At 49.8% G+C, this 20,039-nt stretch carries 17 protein-coding genes; 9 read left to right on the top strand and 8 right to left on the bottom strand.

Going from position 1 to position 20,039, the window contains the following annotated elements; translation table 11 throughout:
* The first annotated feature begins 12 nt into the window (after positions 1–12).
* Positions 13–933 carry an SPFH domain-containing protein gene (locus tag IZU26_RS01320; RefSeq protein WP_433276159.1) on the top strand — a complete coding sequence of 307 codons (921 nt, stop codon included), beginning with the start codon at positions 13–15 and terminating at the stop codon, positions 931–933.
* 97 nt (positions 934–1,030) lie between these two features.
* On the opposite strand, the gene IZU26_RS01315 is transcribed toward IZU26_RS01320, so the two are convergent.
* The 7 genes from IZU26_RS01315 to IZU26_RS01285 all read right to left on the bottom strand — a co-directional run bounded on the left by IZU26_RS01315 (position 1,031) and on the right by IZU26_RS01285 (position 7,693).
* Positions 1,031–2,149 carry a CobW family GTP-binding protein gene (locus IZU26_RS01315; RefSeq protein ID WP_021330470.1) on the bottom strand — a complete coding sequence of 373 codons (1,119 nt, stop codon included), beginning with the start codon at positions 2,147–2,149 and terminating at the stop codon, positions 1,031–1,033.
* 103 nt (positions 2,150–2,252) lie between these two features.
* Positions 2,253–2,462 carry a type II toxin-antitoxin system HicB family antitoxin gene (locus tag IZU26_RS01310; RefSeq protein ID WP_187384643.1) on the bottom strand — a complete coding sequence of 70 codons (210 nt, stop codon included), beginning with the start codon at positions 2,460–2,462 and terminating at the stop codon, positions 2,253–2,255.
* Positions 2,463–2,464: 2 nt separating this feature from the next.
* Entirely contained in the window at positions 2,465–2,755 is a 291-nt protein-coding gene (locus tag IZU26_RS01305) for a type II toxin-antitoxin system HicA family toxin (protein ID WP_433276156.1), read from the bottom strand.
* A 78-nt stretch (positions 2,756–2,833) separates the two neighbouring features.
* Positions 2,834–4,609, bottom strand: a complete 1,776-nt coding sequence (locus IZU26_RS01300; protein WP_433276154.1) for a hypothetical protein — start codon at positions 4,607–4,609, stop codon at positions 2,834–2,836.
* Between the two features lie 99 nt (positions 4,610–4,708).
* Positions 4,709–5,062 carry a cupin domain-containing protein gene (locus IZU26_RS01295; RefSeq protein WP_021330467.1) on the bottom strand — a complete coding sequence of 118 codons (354 nt, stop codon included), beginning with the start codon at positions 5,060–5,062 and terminating at the stop codon, positions 4,709–4,711.
* A gap of 98 nt (positions 5,063–5,160) precedes the next feature.
* On the bottom strand, positions 5,161–6,735 hold the full coding sequence (gene lsrK / locus IZU26_RS01290) for an autoinducer-2 kinase (protein WP_433276152.1): 1,575 nt from the start codon (positions 6,733–6,735) through the stop codon (positions 5,161–5,163).
* Between the two features lie 31 nt (positions 6,736–6,766).
* The gene (locus IZU26_RS01285) at positions 6,767–7,693 is read right to left on the bottom strand and encodes a sugar-binding transcriptional regulator (protein WP_021330437.1); all 927 of its coding nucleotides are present in this window, start codon (positions 7,691–7,693) and stop codon (positions 6,767–6,769) included.
* Positions 7,694–7,982: 289 nt separating this feature from the next.
* On the opposite strand from IZU26_RS01285, the gene IZU26_RS01280 reads away from it, so the two are divergent.
* From IZU26_RS01280 to IZU26_RS01255, 6 genes are all read left to right on the top strand, one after another.
* Positions 7,983–9,479: a sugar ABC transporter ATP-binding protein gene (locus IZU26_RS01280; RefSeq protein ID WP_433276150.1), complete on the top strand. Its 1,497-nt coding sequence runs from the start codon at positions 7,983–7,985 to the stop codon at positions 9,477–9,479.
* A 33-nt stretch (positions 9,480–9,512) separates the two neighbouring features.
* The gene (locus tag IZU26_RS01275; RefSeq protein ID WP_432996912.1) at positions 9,513–10,484 is read left to right on the top strand and encodes an ABC transporter permease; all 972 of its coding nucleotides are present in this window, start codon (positions 9,513–9,515) and stop codon (positions 10,482–10,484) included.
* A gap of 3 nt (positions 10,485–10,487) precedes the next feature.
* Positions 10,488–11,525, top strand: coding sequence for an ABC transporter permease (locus IZU26_RS01270; RefSeq protein WP_433276148.1), 1,038 nt, complete (start codon positions 10,488–10,490; stop codon positions 11,523–11,525).
* 76 nt (positions 11,526–11,601) lie between these two features.
* On the top strand, positions 11,602–12,678 hold the full coding sequence (locus IZU26_RS01265) for a substrate-binding domain-containing protein (protein ID WP_021330428.1): 1,077 nt from the start codon (positions 11,602–11,604) through the stop codon (positions 12,676–12,678).
* Between the two features lie 161 nt (positions 12,679–12,839).
* Complete coding sequence (lsrF, locus tag IZU26_RS01260; RefSeq protein ID WP_433276145.1) at positions 12,840–13,724, top strand: 3-hydroxy-5-phosphonooxypentane-2,4-dione thiolase; 885 nt, start codon at positions 12,840–12,842, stop codon at positions 13,722–13,724.
* Positions 13,725–13,797: 73 nt separating this feature from the next.
* Positions 13,798–14,733, top strand: a complete 936-nt coding sequence (locus IZU26_RS01255) for an AEC family transporter (protein WP_433276143.1) — start codon at positions 13,798–13,800, stop codon at positions 14,731–14,733.
* A 193-nt stretch (positions 14,734–14,926) separates the two neighbouring features.
* Here IZU26_RS01255 and IZU26_RS01250 read toward each other — a convergent pair whose 3' ends face one another.
* Complete coding sequence (locus IZU26_RS01250; RefSeq protein ID WP_310822749.1) at positions 14,927–16,417, bottom strand: acyl-CoA carboxylase subunit beta; 1,491 nt, start codon at positions 16,415–16,417, stop codon at positions 14,927–14,929.
* Between the two features lie 582 nt (positions 16,418–16,999).
* Here IZU26_RS01250 and IZU26_RS01245 point away from each other — a divergent pair.
* Together IZU26_RS01245 and IZU26_RS01240 are read left to right on the top strand one after the other, a co-directional pair.
* Positions 17,000–18,988, top strand: coding sequence for an InlB B-repeat-containing protein (locus IZU26_RS01245; protein WP_433276141.1), 1,989 nt, complete (start codon positions 17,000–17,002; stop codon positions 18,986–18,988).
* Between the two features lie 208 nt (positions 18,989–19,196).
* Positions 19,197–20,024 carry an Rpn family recombination-promoting nuclease/putative transposase gene (locus IZU26_RS01240; protein ID WP_433276139.1) on the top strand — a complete coding sequence of 276 codons (828 nt, stop codon included), beginning with the start codon at positions 19,197–19,199 and terminating at the stop codon, positions 20,022–20,024.
* Positions 20,025–20,039 lie beyond the last annotated feature (15 nt).

Below are 20,039 nucleotides of genomic sequence, written 5' to 3'. Positions count from 1 at the left end.
TTGGGAGGAATTATGAACTTATATGTTGTCATCGCATTGGTTGTCATCGTCATGGTGCTTGTCATCACGAATATTCAAATCGTTCCGCAAGCGCGCGCTTTCGTTATCGAGCGGCTCGGTACGTATATTGCGACGTGGCAGACGGGTTTGCATGTAAAGACGCCGTTTATCGACCGCATCGCAAATAAAGTGTCGCTCAAAGAACGCGTACTCGATTTTCCGCCGCAGCCGGTTATCACAAAAGATAACGTTACGATGAAAATCGATACCGTCGTCTATATGCAGATCACCGATGCGAAGCTGTACACCTACGGCGTCGAAAACCCGATGCTCGCAATCGAGAATTTAAGTGCGACGACGCTGCGCAACATTATCGGAGAGCTGGATTTGGATGCGACGCTTACGAGCCGCGACGTCATCAACACGAAGATGCGCTCGATACTCGACGAAGCGACCGATCCGTGGGGCATCAAAGTAAACCGCGTCGAAGTGAAAAACATCATGCCGCCGGAAGCGATCCGTGAAGCGATGGAAAAGCAGATGCGTGCCGAACGCGAACGGCGCGAAAAGATATTGATCGCAGAAGGGCAAAAGCAGTCGGAAATCCTCGTCGCCGAAGGACAAAAGCAGGCGCGCATCCTCGAAGCCGAAGCGCAAAAGCAGGCGACGATCTTACATGCGGAAGCTGAAAAAGAAGCGCAGATACGAAAAGCCGAAGGCGAAGCTCAGGCGATCCGCGAAGTGCAGCAGGCGACGGCAGCCGGATTGCAGATGATCAAAGACGTGCACATCGACGAAGCGGTCGTGAAGCTTCGGAGCCTTGAAACGCTTGAAAAAGCCGCGAACGGACAGGCGACGAAAATCATCGTGCCGGCGGATTTTCAAAATCTTGCGGGCGTCGTATCGGCGATCGGCGAAATCGGAAAAAAGTAATCGGCGGTTGCAAACGGGCGGCAGAAGTGCAAAAGGCGCCGCCCGAAAATCGATTGCCCATCGGCGGCCTGTGCCGATGAGCGAAAACTTGCTTTTTTTAATCCGCGAGAACTTCGTCGAGTTCTTTCGAGATTTTTTCTTTATCCAAATCCTGCCCGATAATGCAGAGCTTTATCATTCTGTCGCCGACTTTCGCATCCCAATCTTTTTTCATCTGCGGATTTTCTGCGAGCACTTTTTCCTGTTCGGCTTTCGGACACGAGGCGAGCCATGCGCCCGAATACCCCGCTTGGATTTGGCGGCCGCTCGTTTCGAATACCCACGCCATATCGGGTTCGTCTTTAAACCACATGACGCCTTTGCAGCGGATAATGTTTTTCGGCCAGCGGTTCGCGTAAGAGTCGAGCTTTACGCGGTCGAAGGGTTTCCGCCTCGTGTAGATGAACGTGCTGATGCCGTATTCGTCTTCGTCGCTGCCGCTGTCGCCTTCTTCTTTGTGATGGTGTTCGCCTTCTTCTTCCTCTTCTTCGATCGCGCGGCACCAGCCGGCGCTTCCGTATACTTTTTCAAAATCGAACGATCCCGTGCCCATGATGTCTTCGACCGGTACTTTGCCGTTTTGCGTTTCGATGATCTTTACGTTCGGATGAATCGTATTGATGACGGCGCGGACTTTTTTCAATTCGGCTTCGCTCACCAAATCGATTTTATTAATTAATAATGTCGAACAGAATTCGATCTGCTGAACGAGCAGCGATTCGATGTCGTCTTCTTCCTTTTCTTTGAGCAGCGCATCTCCGCCTGAAAATTCGTCGACGAGGCGTTTCGCGTCCACGACGCCGACGACATTGTCGAGTTTGCCGTTTGAAATCGTTTCGAGTTCCTGCGCGATCGGCATGGGTTCGCATACACCGCTCGCTTCGATCATGATGTAATCGTATTTGCCCGTTTTAATAAGATTTTCGATATTTTGCGCGAGCTGCGTTTTGAGCGTACAGCAGATACAGCCGTTGGTAAGCGGAACGATGCTGCTCGTGTCGGTGATCTTCGCGCCGTCGGCGATGAGTTTCGCGTCGACGTTTACCTCTCCGATATCGTTTACGATGACGGCAACTTTATAGCCTTTTTGATTCGTCAGAACGTTATTTAAAAGCGTCGTTTTTCCCGCTCCGAGGTATCCGCACAGGAGCGTAATCGGTGTCAATTTTTTTTCCATGATAATATCCTTATCGCTATAATATAATGAAAAAACGAAAAAATGACAAATGCGGTCTGCTCGTCCATCTGTTCGGAAATGCGCCGGTTTCCCGCACACATTTTTAAGCGTACATCAGTTTTCCTTTCGGTACCGGGATATCACGGCCGAGTTTTTTTGCGGTTTCCAACCATTCGGTAATGACAATTTCGGCGTTTTGCAATGCATGTTCGGCGGTATCGCCGTCAGCCATACATCCGGGCAACTCCGGCACTTCGACGATAAAAGTACCGTCGTCTTCCGACCAATAGATGATTCGTTCGTATTTATGCATGGCTATACCTCCATGTGATATTTCAGAATGATAGCACGTATTTGCCGTACTTGATAAGCTTTCGCTTTGTCTTCGTTAGGTTGAATATTGATAATTTCACGGATACCGTCTTTCGCATACATAAAGTGATTCCCTTTTACCCGATGGACAAATCCGAGCGCGGTCAATAATGTACATAAATCCGCGAACGCTATGTTTTTATCTTTCGTACCGCTTAATACCGCAGCGATAATTTTATCTGCCGACGACATATTTAATAAAATATATACGGCATCGATTTTTTTATCAAGCATTCGAATGCTCTTTTATAATAAAAACGACCGCGCGTCGTGCGCGGCCGCAAGTTTTAAAACATCCGTTTTATGCGAAGTTTATTGCTTGATCGTAAACGTACCTTCGTTTATAAAGCGGGATTGACCCGTTGCTCCTGTCGTCGATGCGTTTTCGTTTGCACCGATAGGCATTCCGTTGATAAAGAGCGAACTTACCGTCGTCGTCGCATCTTTTTCGTTGCTTACGAGCGCGTAGAAATTTTTATTCGTATTTTCAACCGAAACTTTTCCGCCTATGTCGACGATGCCGCCTTGAACGATAAATTGTTCATTGCGCACGTCTTCTGCTTCGGGCGCAATGCCGGGCTTGCCGCCTTTTCCCATATCGGGACCCGGAGGAACCGCGCCGATAAACGGAGCGATCTTGCCGTCATTGTATCCGCTGATTTTGACGTCGCCTTTTACATAGGTGCCGAATCCGTTAAAGGCTGCGCTTTGGAAAAACGCGTTTTTCCCTTTTGCCGTCGCTTCGACCGAGCCCATCCGCGAAACCGTTTTTTCCGCACCTGTCCACCGGTTGTGTCCCGTCGCGACAATTGCCGCGGCTCCTCCGTTCGGGCATTCGATTTTTACTTTACCGTCGACGGTCGCGTCGAAAACGCCCTGTACGGTATATATTGCCGAAAGCGGGCCGTCTTTGTCTTTTTCCGCAGCATTGTAGACGTACACATCTCCGAGCCGGGCTTTCGGTCCGGCCTGCGTTACTTTGCCGCCGAGAATACCGCGCTCGGTGTTGAAATTTGCCAACGCGACGGTCGCGTCAGCCGTCGTACCTTTGTTATTGCATTTTACGATCATGTGATCGACGTCGATTGTACCGCTCGGTGCGACATAGTAAAAGCCAGCCGTTGCATTGTTTCTGTATCCGGGGCTTCCGTCGACAGTGCCGTCGGGGTTGTAGATGCCTTCGATTCCTTCCGCGACGATTTCGATTGTGCCGAGTTTGATATACGGCTCGTCGATCCAATCCATACCGTCCGAATATTCTCCGCGGTCGAATTCGTTGATCGCGAAGATCGCATTTCCGTGTATTTTATTTAATCCGTGAATATACAATCTGCCGCTTCCCGTCAGCGTCGAACCTGCGCCTCTGAGATTTCGCACCGTACGGATTTTAGCGACGCCCGCACCTGCGCCGCATGCAATTTGGAGATCACCGTCAATGCGGATCGAACCTGCATAGGGACTCGGATTTCCATCTGCTCCGATCGACCTGCCGTCTGCGAGCCAGAGAACCGCCGAGTCGTTTGCATTTGCGTTATTCGAACCGAGTATGAGCGTGCCGCCCTTATCGATGTCGATCGCATATTTGAAAGAATCGTTCAGAATGCTTACCGCCGCCGTGCCGGCCGTTTTTTGCGATACTTCGGGATTGTTTGTACCCGTGCCGCCGACGATAAAGTGGAACGTATCGAAATCGTACAGAGTTTTGCCGTTCCAGATCTGCAGTTTGGCACCCGATTTTATTTTAATAAATTTTCCTGCCGGAACAAAAAGCGTTTTTTGTCCGTAGGATACGACTTTACCGGGTACGCATACTTTGACATCTGCGCCGCGTTCGATGACGACGCCGTCAAACGGCAAACCCGTATCGGCCGCTTTCCATTCGCGGACATCGCCGTTTAAAAAACCGATTTTACTGTTTGCCGACCAGTCTCCGTTGAAACCGAGGAGAGCGTTCATGTCTTCCTGATTTCGAATGACGCGGACGCGTTCGGTTAATACTGCGACGCGGTTCGATGTGCAGGATGCGAGAATTGCGACGAATGCCGCAGCAAATACCAGCCGCATTCCTTTTTTCTTCAATCGATTCATATACACCTCCTGTATAATCAAGTTTGCAACTAAACTCGAATTCATGGGCGACGAGTCGATTACGCCGTCGTCTGTAATGACTTCCTCATTTCAAAGTTTTCAATCGAGTACGGGATTATCGACTTCGATTTTATCGTTTTCCCGGTACGGTGCGAGCGATGAAACCATGCGCATGACGCTTTTCGAACGGTTGATCACGTAGTGAACTTCTTTCGGTTCAATGTGGATAAACTGCCCCTTTGTCAAATGATGGACGACGTTATCTACGACAATATCGACTTCGCCTTCAAGTATGTAAAAATCTTCTTCCATTATGTCGTGATAGTGAGCGCGGAAATCTTGCCCCGCTTGGAACTGTACGATTGCGAAATTCATGCGGGGCCCTTTCATCAGATATTTCGGACCGCTGTCCTTAAATCGATACTCTTTGTCTTTTTCATCCACTATAAACATTGTATTCCTCCTGTAAAACTTGCATACGTATGCATCGCAGCCGATATCGATGACCGCCGTTGATTATTAATTAATAATTTACTCCTCAAAAAATTTCGTCAGTATTTGCCGACGCCCGGAGCGGACCACATATAGTTTGTAACACCCGCATCGCTTAAGTCGAGCTCCGCATCGTATATTTTCCGCCACGTTTTATACATTTCCATATACTTTTTATGATTTTCCGCATCAGGTTCAAGCGTCGCTTCGATTTTTACCATGGCATCCGCTGCTTCTTTGACGTTCGCGTATATGCCGGCTCCCGTTGCCGCAAGCATTGCAGCTCCGAGCGCCGTCGCTTCTTTTACTGCGGGAATGCGGAGCGGAAGGCCGAGCGCATCGCAGACAATCCGCGACCACAGTCTGCTTTTCGAAGCACCTCCTGCGAAGGTGACGACATGCGGCATGCTTCCCGTCGCTGATTTGACGAGCTGCATATGGCCGTAGGTGACGAGGGCCGTGCTTTCGAGTATGGAGCGGTAAAACGTATATTTGTTGAATTTGTCGGCATCCAAATCGAAGTTCGTAAAGGTCGGAGCTGCGTGCCGCCATGCGGAAAAATTCATGACGTCGGTAAAGGTACAAAACATACCGTGCGAACCTACGGGAATTTTTGCCGAGCGTTCATCCATAAGTGCGTATACGTCTTTTCCGAGAGAAGCGGCTTCTTTTTTTTCTTCGGCACAAAATCCGTCGCGGTACCACCGCATAAAAAGGCCGGGTTTAAATGCGAGCGCTTCGTATTGCCACAGCGAGGGCTGAGCGTGACAGTTGACGCGGATGTCGCAGCGGTCGTCGATTTTTCCGCTTGCGGTATTGTATTCGTATTGCCAAAATGTTCCGCCGAAAACCGCCGCATCGTTCGCTTCCGTCGCTCCGATGCCGATCGTGCCGAGCTGCGCATCGCCTCCGCCGACGATGAGAGGCGTGCCTTCTTTGAGACCCGTTTCTTTTTCGCCTTCGCGGCTGACGCGGGCGGCAAGCGTACCGCATTCTTTCGATTCGGGAAATATATCGCTTTTTAGACCGCAGCGTTCCGCTATCGTTTTGTCCCACGTTCTCGTTGTAAGCGAAAAAAGTCCGCTCGTAGAACCGTTGCTCGGCTCCACGGCGAGGACACCGCTCATCTTGTATATGAGCCAATCGTTGAACATACCGACCACGGCGGTTTTTTCGTATACGTCGGGGAGATTGTTTTTTACCCAAAGGATGCGCGGGAGGGCGCTCAGCGAATACGTTTGCCCCGATTCGAGGTAGAGTTCGTGTTCGAGCGTCGGCGACATCTTTTTCAATTGGATGACTTCGGCAGTACTGCGAGCATCGACGTTTGCACAAGCCCACAGTTCCTTTCCGTTTTTATCGTAGAGGATGATCCCTTCGCGCATACACGTCGTGGAAACGGCTGCGATATCGCCGCTTTCGATGTTCGATTTTTTTATTGCTTCCGATATGCAGCGCTTTGCCGCGTTCCAATTTTTTTCCCAATCGAAATTCATGCTGCCCGGATAGTTCGGATCTTCGAGGTGCTTCCACTCTTCCTGCACGCATTCGATCTGGTTTCCGTGTACGTCGAAAATGACGGCGCGGACGCTTCCGGTACCGGCATCTACGGCCATTAAATACTTTTTATCCATAACTATGCCTCCTCGTGTTGTCGCTCGATCATCATGTATTTTTTACAAGCCAACGCGCGGTATCCTCGTCGGTTATGAGGATATCGGAGTAGTGCGCTCGAAGTGCCGCCCTGATCGCAACGTACTTTGCGCTTCCTGCCGCGACGGCGATAACGTTATGCAGTTTTTTCAGCGATTCGGGAGGGTAGGTCACCAAGTGTTCGTCGGTAGCGCTTGTGATAAACTTGCCGTTTTCGTCGAAAAAATGGGCGAGTACGTCTCCGACGGCGCCGCACATTTTCAAAAAATCGAAATCGCTTTTTTGTATGATACCCGATTTGATGACGGTCGCATTGTCGTCGACGCCGCCGATACCGATAACCGAACAGCTTGCGGTCGTATGCATGCGCGCTATTTCGATGACGGCGCTTTCTTTTTTGATCGCTTTTACCATTTCCGGCGTCGATGCGGCCAACGGCGCCGGGATGAGGTAGAGGGAAGCGTTGCCTGCAGACGACTGCGTATTCAGCAAATAGATGCTGACCCCTCCGGTGAGCGATACATAAGTCGGCCTTTTTTTCGAAATCTGTGAAAAATAATTCATAAAGCGGCCGGTCGTATCTCCGTAACCGATATTGATGATCGGATTGTCGGAAAAATGTTCATCTATATACATAGCCGCCGCTTTTGCAATCGCGTCGTTAAGCGAAGCCGACGTGTACATTTCATCGGACGGAATAACGATAGCGTCGGCAAGAGCGTACGAATCGATGAGCGCCTGTTCCGCTTCGAGTCTGCCGCGAAAATTCGTGTGGATCGTGATTTGAACAACGTTTTCCTGCTCGGCTTTTTCGAGCAGACGGATGACGCGCATCCGCGAAACGGAAAGCATATCGGCTATCTCTTTTTGCGTTTTTTTCCTGATATAATAATACCATGCTGTTCGCACGATAAGCTCTTTTTCCCAGTCGGCCGTCATTTTCGACTTTTTTCTCCTAATTTGAACAAAATATCACTTTATGAACATAATATCACGATATTAAAAAAAACACAACAAAAAAATATACATATCGGTAATAAATTTCAGCCGATTTTGCCGGTATTTTGTCAGTATATCGGTTTATCGGTATCGAATATATAAATTTCGTTAAATTTTATAGTTTTTATTTGACAAAACGAAATTTCCGTTTTATACTTGAGATAATAAAAATGTTTTTGATTGGAACAAAAGTTCTAATATAAAATAGATATAAAAGGGGAATCGAACTATGGGCAGCGATGTAAGCCCGATGTTGTCGGTACGGAAAATCTATAAATCTTTCGGTTCCAACGCTGTGCTCAAAGGCATTGACTTGGATGTGTATCCCGGCGACGTGCTCGCGCTTATCGGAGGAAACGGCGCGGGAAAAAGCACGCTCGTAAAGACGATTATGGGTATCAAAAAGCCCGATTCAGGCGAAATACTCGTCGACGGGAAACCGCTGCACTTCGGAAATCCTTCGGCATCTCTCGCGTCGGGTGTTTACCTCATTCCGCAGGAGCCGATGCTCTTCCCGAATATGACGCTCGAAGAAAACGTCGTCATGGGAATTCCCGGTAATAAAAGCGAACTGCACGATCGCCTCGCGAATATCGTCTCTCAGCTCGGCTGGAAGCTCGATTTCAACCGCACGGCGCGTACGCTTTCGATTGCGGAACAGCAGCTCGTCGAGATCCTCCGCGGTCTCATGCGAGACGCGCGCGTTATGTTTTTCGACGAACCGACGTCGTCGCTTACGTTTGACGAAGTGAACTCGCTCTTTAAAATCATCAAAGAGCTGCAGAAAAAAAAGGTCGGCGTCATTTATATTACGCATCGGCTCAACGAAGTGTTTGTCATCGCGAACCGTATCGCGCTTTTGATCGACGGCACGATTACGATGAACGGCGACACAAAGGATTTTACGTACGATATGCTGCTCAAAGGGCTTGCTCCCGAAAGCATGAGCAAAGTGCATGTCGAAAATCTTTCAGCCGCTCCGTCAAAACGAGAACTCGTGCTTTCTTTGAAAAATTTGAGCGGTTACGGTTTCGCCGACGTGAACCTTGACGTGTATTCGGGCGAAGTGCTCGGTATGACGGGCGTCGTCGGCGCGGGAAAGACCGAACTTGCGACGACCGTATACGGACGCGATAAAGTGCTCGGCGGAAAAGTGTATTTGAACGGCGAAGACATCACCGGCTTAAAGACGAAGCGGATCATCGAAAAGGGCATCAACTATCTTCCCGAAGACAGATTTTTAAACGGTATCTTCAAATTGACGACGGTGCGCAACAATATCACGCCGGTCAGGCTTGCGAGCTTAAAGCAGATCCTCATCAATACGGCGCGCGAAAAATTGCTTGCTGAAAAATACATATCGGGCTTTCATATCAAAGTGACCGACGATACGCAGGAGATGGGTTCCCTTTCCGGCGGCAACCAGCAAAAGGTTATCATCGGCAGATGCTTTTCGACGAATCCGCGCCTCGTCATCCTCGACGAACCGACGCGCGGCGTAGATGCGGGAGCGAGGAGCGATGTATACGCGATCATCAACGAATTGAAAAAAACGGGCATAGCGATTTTGCTCATCAGTTCCGATATGGAAGAGATCGTCGCGATGAGTGACCGCGTCGTCACGATGTATCGCGGCAGGATCAATCACGAATTCGCAAAAGACGAAATCAACGAAGACGCGCTGATGGCGGCATCGTTCGGTGTAGAACAGGAAAAGGTGGGATAAATGCGGCGCATGTCTTTTAATCGATTTTTCAAAATGAGAAGCCTTTCTTCGCTTATCGTCACGGTCGTACTGTTTTTGCTCGTCGGCATCGTCAATCACGATTTTCTTGCCGCGCGGAATCTTATGCAGACGGTCAATTCGAGCGTCGTGTTTGCTCTGTTATCGATCGGGATCGCCTTTGTGCTCATCATCGGTGAAATCGACGTTTCGGTCGGGGCGGTCATGGGGCTTGCTTCCGCCGTGAGCGCGAGCTTGATCCGCGACGGCTCTCCGTGGGCGCTCGCGATTTTTGCCGCAGTCGCTATCGGCATCGTGTGCGGCCTTATAAACGGTTTCGGACTCGTCTACCTCGGCATTCCTTCCATCATCATGACGCTCGGCGTAAACGGCGTCGTGCGCGGACTCATCTACGTGTATACGGGCGGCAAGTGGGTGGAAAACGTCCCGTTCGCATACAAAGCGTTGAGCCAGGCAACGCTTGGCGGCATTACGTGGTTTTATCTTGTAACGATTGCGATTGCGATCGGAGGTTCTGTGCTGTTGCGCCGCGTTTCTTTAGGCCGCAATTTTTACGCGGTCGGCGACAACGTCGGAGGAGCCGAACTCATCGGTATTCCGGTAAAGCGGACGAAGATAAGCGCGTTCGTTTTGTGTTCGCTTTTCGCGTCGATTGCCGGATGCATCTATGTGAGCCGCATCGGATTCGTAACGCCGATTGCGGGAAACGGCTACGAGATGAAAGCGATCGCAGCCTGCGTGCTCGGCGGTATCAGCCTTTCGGGCGGCGTCGGCTCTCTGTTCGGCGCATCTATCGGAGCGATCATTATGGCGTCGATCGACCGTATCCTCGTGTTTTTGAAATTTTCTTCCGACTACGACAGTACGATTACGGGCATCCTGTTGATAACGATCGTTACGGTAGACGGTCTTTTGGAACATCATTCGATCGAAAAGGCGCGCAAAGCGCGGCTTTTGGCAAAGACGGCGGAAGAGAGGAGCAGATAATCTATGGAAAAGAAACGATTTATTTTTACAAACGAATTGCTGCTCGTCGCCGTCATCGCGTGCGAAATCGTTTTGTTCGGCATCTTGAATCCGCGCTTTTTGCGCCCGATGGTATTGCTCGGTTCGATCAATGATTTTATTTCGATATGTATCATTTCGCTCTTTGTGACGATGGTCATCATCGCAGGCGGCATGGACATTCAAGCCGGTTCCATCGTCGGTCTCACGTCGATCGTCGTCGGTGTCATTTTCCAAAGCGGCGTGAACGTGTATGCCGCCTGCCTCATTGCGGTTGTCGCAGGTGCGCTGTGCGGTCTTTTGAGCGGCTTTATCATCGCCTATGCGCGGGTTCCACCCATGGTCGTAACTCTCGGCGGTTCGTTTTTATATTCGGGTATGGCGATTTCGATCACGCGCATTGCAAAAGTCGAACTCTACAAAGGCATCAGCGGTTTTCCTTCCGCGTTTACGGCCTTTACGCAGTTCCGCTTTTTCGGCATCGTTCCGTCGCAGATACTGCTCTTTATCGCGATCGCGTTTATCGCTTATTTTATTCTGCACCGCACGAAGTACGGCCGCTATGTGTACCTCTGCGGTATCAATCCGAACGCCGCGGAATTTTCCGGCATCAATACGAAGTTTATCGTGATGACGACATACGCGCTTTCCGGTATCGGCTCGGCGATTGCAGGCATCGTGCTTACGTCCTACCTCGGCACGGCAAAAGCGGATTTCGGTAAAGAGCTCACGCTTCCGATCATTACGGCTGTCGTGCTCGGCGGAACGGCGATCACCGGCGGTACCGGTACGATTTTAGGGACGGCACTTTCGGCGCTCGTCATCGGCATTATGCGTTTCGGTTTATCGATGGCTGGATTGAACACGCAGTACCTCGACATACCCGTCGGCATACTGCTGCTCATCATCGTCGCGTCCCGAGGGCTTTCAGCGCAGGGTTTTTCGCTGAAATGCATTGTCGGAAAATTCCGTCCGGAGTGCACGCGGCGGACGGCGGGAGAATTTAGTGCTGTGCAAAAATAATTTTTCGAAATGCCCGTTTTTGAAAAATTATTAATAAATAAAACTGCCAGACGACGAAAAATATCAGGAGGTATTTATGAAAAAACTGTTGTCGATCATGTTGGCGGCGCTTTTGGTCGGCTCGTTTGCATTTGCGAACGGCGCAAACGAAGGCGGCGGTGGTTCGAAAAAAAACGTTGTTGTCGTGTTCATTCCGAAAATCAGCGGCAACGCTTTTTTTGAAGTGGCAAACGAAGGCGCGCAAAAACTTGCAAAGCAAGTCGGCTTTACCGTAAAGTACGACGGCAGTCCCGATGCGGCGGTCGCGAATCAGGTCAATATCATCAACAATGCGATTCAGCAGGGTGCGGACGCGATTTCGATTTCGACCGTCGATGCGGCCGGCGTTGATCAGGCTCTGAAAGCCGCGCGCAAAGCGGGACTCGCGGTTATGACATGGGATTCCGATTCAAATCCCGACGCACGCTTGCTTATGACAAGTCAGGGTACGCCCGATATACTCGGTAAAATGCTCGTCGACATGGGCGTCGCTTCTTTGAAAGAGAGAGGCAAAAATCCCGACGCGGATACGATCAAATACTGCTGGCACTATTCGCAGGCGACGGTCACGGATCAAAACTCGTGGCACGTAGCGGGTGAACAGTATATCCGTCAAAAATATCCGAAATGGGTCAACGTCGCTCCTTCCAATTACTATTCGAATCAGGATGCCGAGCGCGCAATCACCGTCGGAGAAGCCGTCCTTTCCGCGCACAAAGACATCGACTTGATCATCTGTAACGATTCGACCGCTCTTCCGGGCCAGTGCCAGGCTGCGCAAAACCTCGGACTCAATCAAAAGAACGTGACGATCACCGGTTTTGCAACTCCGAATGCGATCAAAGATTACTGCCGCGCAGGTATCCTCACCCGCTGGGGTTTGTGGGACTGCGGTATCCAAGGCGCGATTTCCTGCTATCTTGCATACTGGGCTGCGACCGGTCACAGTATGAAAGTCGGAGATACGATCGATATCCCGACGATCGGTACCGTAAAAGTCGAACCGAACACCGTGCTCGATCCGAAAGCCTATACGGCAAACGATTCCGGCGTCGTGCTCCTTCCCGAGCGCGCCGTATTTACCAAAGAAAACATGGACAAATATAATTTCTAAATCGAAATTATAACGCGTAGTAAAACCGGCGCATGATTCGTTTCGTGCGTCGGCTTTTGTCGATCAGGAAAGGGGACTGTCTCAAAAATCGGTTACTTTTTCGACAGCTCCGTAACTTTACACATTATTGCTATCGATTTTAATAATTTTAGGAATACACTATGGCAGATTTAGACGGTTTGAAAATCGCTCACGATTATCACACGGATGTCCGTTTCGCCGTTGACGGATCCTTTTATGTAAAAGGTGCCGGAAACCTCGGCTGGGGCATGAAAAAACATTTATCGAATATCTTCAATCCCAAAAGCGGCAACACCGTGATGTTTGCATTCGACCACGGTTATTTTATGGGTTCCGTTTCGGGGCTCGAACGCCTCGACCTTTTGATTCCGCTTCTCAATAATCACGTCGACGTTCTCATGGCGACCAGAGGTGCACTGCGTACCTGTGTACGCCCTGACTGCAAAAAAGCCATCGCGCTCCGCGTGTCTTCCGGTTCGTCCATGGTGCAGGATGATTTGAGTCACGAAGTCGTTGCGGTCGATATCGAAGATGCGATCAGAATGAACGCGGACTGCGTCGCCGTTCAAACCTTTATCGGCGCCGACGGTCAGCTCGAAAGCATCGACAACCTTTCGAAGACGATAAACGCAGCTATGCGCTACAGCATACCGACGCTCGGCGTCGTTGCAGTCGGAAAAAATATGGAACGCACGGGGAAATATTTTAAACTTGCGACACGTATCGTTGCGGAGCTCGGCGCAAATATCGTAAAGACGTATTACTGCGAAGAATTTGACGAAGTTGCGGCGGCCTGTCCCGTACCGATCGTCGTCGCCGGCGGTAAAAAGTTGCCTGAAAAAGAAGCGCTCGAAATGGCGTATCACGCAATACGCGACGGCGCTCACGGACTCGATATGGGACGAAATATTTTCCAAAGCGCGCATCCGGTTGCGATGGCCGATGCGATCGGAAAAATCGTTCACAGAAAATTTACCGACAAAGAAGCGTTCGAATTCTATACCGAACAGATCAATAGAAAATAAGCGAAAGATTTTGTGAACCCGCCGCGCGGAGCGCGGCGGGCTTTTTTTATGTGTGTTTAGTTGACAATTATTTATGGAAAGATTTTTAGGGATATCGGAAGTCGCGCTTCCCGTCATCGTCATGATCGCAATAGGGGCGTGGGCGCGGAAAACGAAATTCTTAAGCGAAAGCGGTATCGAAGATATCAAATCGCTCATCGTAAAAGTATGTCTTCCCGCAGTACTTTTTGCGGCCTTTTACAATATGCGCTTTACGTGGAAAGAAGCGCTTACGCTCGGCGTCTTTGCGCTGATGAACCTCGCAGCTTTCGCTTTCGGAATCCTTACATGCGCTCTTTTAAAAATTAAAACGCCCGTTGCGCCGTTTATGTGCGCGACGATAGAAGGAGGGTCGATCGGCTATACGCTTTTTATGTTGCTTTTCGGACAAAGCGATCTGTATCACTTTGCGCTCTTCGATGCGGGAGGCGCCGTCACACAGTGGGCGGTCATCATCTCGATTCTGCAGCTTCGTACAAAAGGAAAGCTCCGCGCTTCCGAACTTGCAAAATCGCTTGCGACTCCGGTGAATATCGCGATCCTTGCAGGCATACTCTGCTCCGTAACCGGCTTCGGGCAGTATCTTTCGTCGACACGAGCAGGGAGTATTTTCGAAGACGTTTTGAACTTTGTCGGAGCACCCGTCGGACCGATTATTATCATGACGGTTGGTTACGGACTTACTTTTTCGAATATCGAATGGAGCGATACGCTGAAAACCGTTTTAGCGCGCATGCTCGTCTTTGCACTTTTTATGGGCGGTATCGTCTATTATATTGTCGGCCGGATGTACCCCTCCGATCCGCTGTATCGTTTCGGTGCCGTCCTGTATTTTATCATGCCGCCGACATATGCGTACGGCGTATTTGTAAACGGAAAAGATGAAAGTGCTTTTTTGAGCGCGTATTTGGCGCTCTATACGCTCATTACGATTTTCGGCTATATCGTGCTTGCGTCTTTTGTCGTGTGAGCCTTTTAATACTATGCCGTTCTCACTACTATCCGCACGAATAAAAACGACCGCGCGTCGTGCGCGGCCGCATCTCCTGTATAGTGTATAGTGCATCGGTTTGCCTTTCAATCTGCCTTCGGCATGACCGCATGCAAGGCGCAGCTCGTTTGCAATTACAGCGAAACAGTATCGCGCGCCGTACCGCCCGCTCTTACAGCGGGATATTGCCGTGCTTTTTCAAAGGCGTGTCCATGCTGTGCTTTCGCGCGAGTATTTCAAAGCTCCGTGCGATGCGCTCTCGCGTTTCCTGCGGTTCGATCACTTCGCTGACATAACCGCGCTTCGCCGCGATTTTCGGCGTCATTATTTCCGTTTTATATTCTTCGGATTTTGCCGCGACTTCGGCCGCCTTCGACGGATCTTTGAGTTCTTTTGCGTATAAAATGCCGATTGCACCTTCCGCACCCATAACTGCGATTTCCGCTTTCGGCCACGCGTATACGTAATCGGCGCCGAGGTGTTTTGAACACATCGCGATGTATGCGCCGCCGTACGCTTTGCGCGCGATGACGGTCACTTTCGGAACGCTCGCTTCGCTGTACGCATAGATCACTTTTGCGCCGTGCCGGATGATGCCTTTTTGTTCTTCCTGCGGACCGGGGATAAATCCGGGAACGTCGACGAAAGTTAAAAGCGGTATGCCGAAAGCGTCGCAATAGCGGACGAAGCGCGCGATTTTGTCGCTCGCATCGCAGTCGAGCACGCCGCCGACACCCATCGGATTGTTTGCGACGATGCCGACGGATTTGCCTTCGATTTTCGCAAAGCCCGTGACGCAGTTTACCGCAAATTCGGCCGACGTTTCAAAAAATGAATCGTCGTCGATACAGCAGTTGATGATTTCGCGGATATCGTAACCGGCACGCGGGTTTTCGGGGATGACTTCTTCGATGCGCTTCGCTTTTTTCTTCGCGTCGAATTTGTATTTTTCGTTTTGTGCGAGATCGTCGCCGAAATAATGGGGGATGTAGTCGAGCAGCGCGCGCACTTTTCGATAGCAGTCGTTTTCGCTTTCGCAGCGGAAATGCGCGACGCCCGATTTTTTCGAGTGGATAGCCGCTCCTCCCAAATCTTCCGACGAAATATCCATAAACATAACCGATTTGACGACTTTCGGGCCGGTGATAAAAAGTTCGCTTATCTTATCGATTGCAAAGATAAAATCGGTGATGCCCGGCGAATACACGGCGCCTCCCGCGCAGGGACCGGCGACGATCGAAATCTGCGGCACCGAACCGGATGCGCGGACGTTTTGATAAAAGAGGTCTCCGTAGCCGCACAGCGCGTCGACACCTTCCTGAATGCGCGCTCCGCCGGAATCGTTTATACCGATAACGGGGCACCGCGCTTCGACCGCCTTGTCGATGAGTTCGGCGATTTTTTTGCCGTGCATAAGGCCGAGCGAGCCGCCCTGCACCGTAAAATCCTGAGCGTATACCGCGACCGTCCTTCCGTTTATCTTTCCGAATCCGGTGATGACGCCGTCGTAGGGCAGGTCTTTTTTTTCCATACCGAAGCTCGTGCAGTTATGGCGCACACCCGAATAGATTTCCATAAACGAATTTTCATCGCACAGAGCGCGAATCCGTTCGATTGCGTGGAGTTTTCCTTTTTCGTGTTGTTTTTCGACATTGTATTCCATAAGACAATTCCTCGTTTCAAAATAATTTAAACGTACGCTCTATGATAACCCATCGTTTCCGCGCTGTCAATATGACAAAAATCAATTTTATGTCGAAGTCGTACCGGACGTGTTCGGCTGCGATGTGCCGAAAAAAGTAAGACTGCCTGCCGTGCAGGACGAAGCGATTATTCAATTTATTTATGCGAACGTTGAAATTTGCGTAAAAACGTGTTATAATAAATATATCAGTCATCTTAAGTCATACCTGCAATTCCTTATGACGAGGGACCTATGTACGGTAACGGCACAACGCTATCTCCTGCGCAAAAGGCACAAAGTCCCGTTCGGGTACTTGACAAAGCGCTCGGGCGCCGTATAATCGTTCGTTCGTTCGTTCGTTCGTTCGTTCGTTCGTTCGTTCGCGTAGCGTAAATTGTCTTCAAAACACAAAATCCGTAAATAATCGACAAACAACTCTGCCGGCGTCCATACCGGAACTTACTCTCTTTTCAAATTCTTACACAACAAGCGTACCGAAAAGAATCATCTCTTCGGTGCGCTTTTTATTTTGCAAACAAAATCATTTAAGAGGAGTTTTTTATGAGCGGATTTAACTCAAGCAACAAGAAAACGAGAGTTGCGGCGCTCGTTACAGCCGCAGTTTTGCTTACAGGTTTGGCGATAAGCTGCTCGAACGGCAGCGATTCGGGAGGCACCCCGCCCATACCGCCGCCCGTGCAAACGTACAAAGTAGAGCTCGACCGCACTATAGGCGGTAATGTAAGGGTAACGCCTGCACTGAGCGATGACGGCATGGTAGCCGAAAACACCGAGCTTACCTTTAAAGCAGAGCCGCTTCAAGGCTACGATCTTGAAAAGTGGGAACTTGACGGCACAGAAGTAAACGGCACGGTGCCTACCTACACGCTCAAAGTTACGGCAAACGCACAGGTTTTTGTATTCTTTAAACGGAACGGCGAGCCGCTTCCTGCCCTGCACACGGTAACGCTTACCGAGCCGGAGCACGGCAGTGTAGATACTGTGCCGGTAATCCCGCTCGGCCATCAGAAAGTACCCGAAGGTACCGAACTTATCTTTAGGGCAGTACCGGATGCAGGCTATGCGGTGAATAAATGGACGGTTTCGGCGGGCTCATTTTTAGCAGGCGGCAGTCCGGGAAGCACGAGCGCGACGCTCAAAATTACCGAAGACGTTACCGTAACGGTTACCTTCGGCAATGTAATCTTCGGCGTAGACGGCGGAAACGGCACGCTCAAGGCGGAAGTTGACGGTGCCGAAATCGCCTCTCCTGCGCAAGTGGAAGAGGATAAAACGATTGTCTTTACCGCCTCTCCTCATGCAGGCTACATGGTAGACACATGGACGATTACAGGCGGGCAGCTCCTTACAGGCGGAAATCCTGAAAATACGACGGCTATGGTAAAAATAACCGAGCCGATAACGGTTGCCGTCTCCTTTAAGCTAAGACCGCCTACCACCCATGCCGTAATCTTCGGCGTTGCAAGTACACCGCCGAACGGAAGCATAAGCGCAAAATATAAGACGGGCGGAGCAGCCTTTACCTCCGGCACTGCGGTTGCCGAAAATACCGTACTCGTCTTTACGGCCTCTCCTGCTGCGGGCTACAAGGTGGAAAAGTGGACGGTAAACGGCACCACCGTTTCGGGTAATACCTCAAACACCTATGAGCACACCGTAACAGAGGCGGCGGATATACGGGTATTCTTTATATCTTCCGTAACGATTCCCGATACTTTTACGCTCTCAAACGGTGCAGAGTACGAGGTAGTCGATAAGGAACAAAAACATGTAATAATGACAAAGCGGGGAAACAATGCTGGCAACTATATTGTCTATACCGTCAATGTAAAGCCCGAATATTCGGGTATTACATACACCCTCACCGGTTTAAGCGAAGGCTGTATAAGCAGCTTCGGCGGTTGGGGGATGTTAGAAGCTTTTGCGTTAAGCGGTCCGAGTAACTTTTTAAGCGTAGAAGGCGGGGTTTTATTCGATAAGCATAAAACAAAGCTGATCCGCTATCCGACCGGTAAGACCGGCTCTTATACGGTGCCTGCTTCCGTTAAAGTATTGGGCAAAAGCTCTTTTTACCACAGTGACAATCTTACTTCCCTTATTTTGCCTGCCGGTCTTACAACGGTAGAAGAAGGCGGTTTGAGTTTTTGCACGAATTTACAAACTGTCTATATTCCTTCATCGCTTACTTCCATAGGGGGAAGATTCCTTGACTGCAGCAAGGTTGAAGATGTCAAGATTCCCGAAGGCGTTACCGAATTAAGTTACCAGTTCCTTGACAAATGTTCGGCGTTAAAAACGCTTGAACTGCCTGCAAGCCTTACTAGGGTGAACGGAGGTGGTTTCTGCGGGGACTGTACGGCACTGCAAAGTGTTACCTGCAATGCGGTAACTCCGCCCATACTGCATAGCAATGCTTTTAAGAACGTAATCTTAGCCGGCGTAACATTGAAAGTGCCCGCCGCCTCGGTCGGCGACTACCAAAATGCCCTGAAATGGAAAGACTTTAAAAAGCCGTTCGTAGGACTTTGACGGTGCCGTAAGCGCCCTCCTGTGCGGGAATTAAACTAATCTGACCGCTCTCAACTCGGACAAAGTTCCGGCTTGGGGGCGGTTTTTTTGTGTGCGGGTGTCCATATACAGCTTTTGCCGGCGCTGTCTGAACAATAAATGCAAAAACTTTTCCCTTTTGTTCCTGTTTTTGTACCGTCTGCGCCTATATTTAGGTACGGAGGTATGTATGAGAAAAAGTTTTGACGACTTAACCATCGCCGATGACTTTATGTTCTGCAAAATTATGCAGGATGAAAGTATTTGCAAGCAATTCCTTGAAATGATTTTGGCAGGGCAAATCGGAAAAATCATCTGCCTGTCGCCGCAAAACAGTGTGACAATCGGCATCGAAGCAAAATCGGTACGCCTTGACCTGCTCGTAAAAGACGAGGCGGGGAAATCTTACGACATTGAGATGCAGGTAAGCAATGAGTATAATCTTCCGAAACGCATGAGGTATTATCAGGCGGCAATCGACATCGCATTCTTGGACAAAGGCGAGCACTACAAAGCATTAAACGACAGCTATATCATTTTCGTGTGCTTGTTTGACGCGATAGGAAAAGGCAAGCCGCTTTACACGTTTGAAAATATTTGTATCGAAGACGGACAAACGCCCTTACAAGACGGGACAAAAAAGGTTATAATAAATGCGGAAGCATTCAGTAAAGCCGAGAATAAGGAACTGAAAGGCTTTTTGGAATACGTTAAAACCGGAACGGTGAATACGGAGTATACCGGGAGGATAGAAACGATGATACAGACAGTAAAACACAACGAACAGGCACGGCAGGAATACCGCTTTATGTCGGGGTTTGAAATGGATGCACGGGAAGAGGGTATACAACAAGGTTTGCGGCAAGGAATACAACAAGGTAAATCGCTCGGTCTTGCTGAAGGTTCCCGTCAAGCAAAGCTTGAAACGGCGCGGATTTTAAAACAGCTCGGCGATTCCGTAAAAAAGATAATGCAAGCTACCGGACTCACCCAAGAAGAAGTGGAATCGATTAGCTAATTGGTAATTCGGTTT

The sequence above is a fragment of the Treponema sp. SP13 genome (assembly GCF_050938355.1).
GTDB classification, from domain to species: Bacteria; Spirochaetota; Spirochaetia; order Treponematales; family Treponemataceae; genus Treponema_D; species Treponema_D socranskii.
The sequence above is the reverse complement of the archived record's forward strand: the minus strand, read 5'-3'. Positions and strand labels throughout refer to the sequence as shown.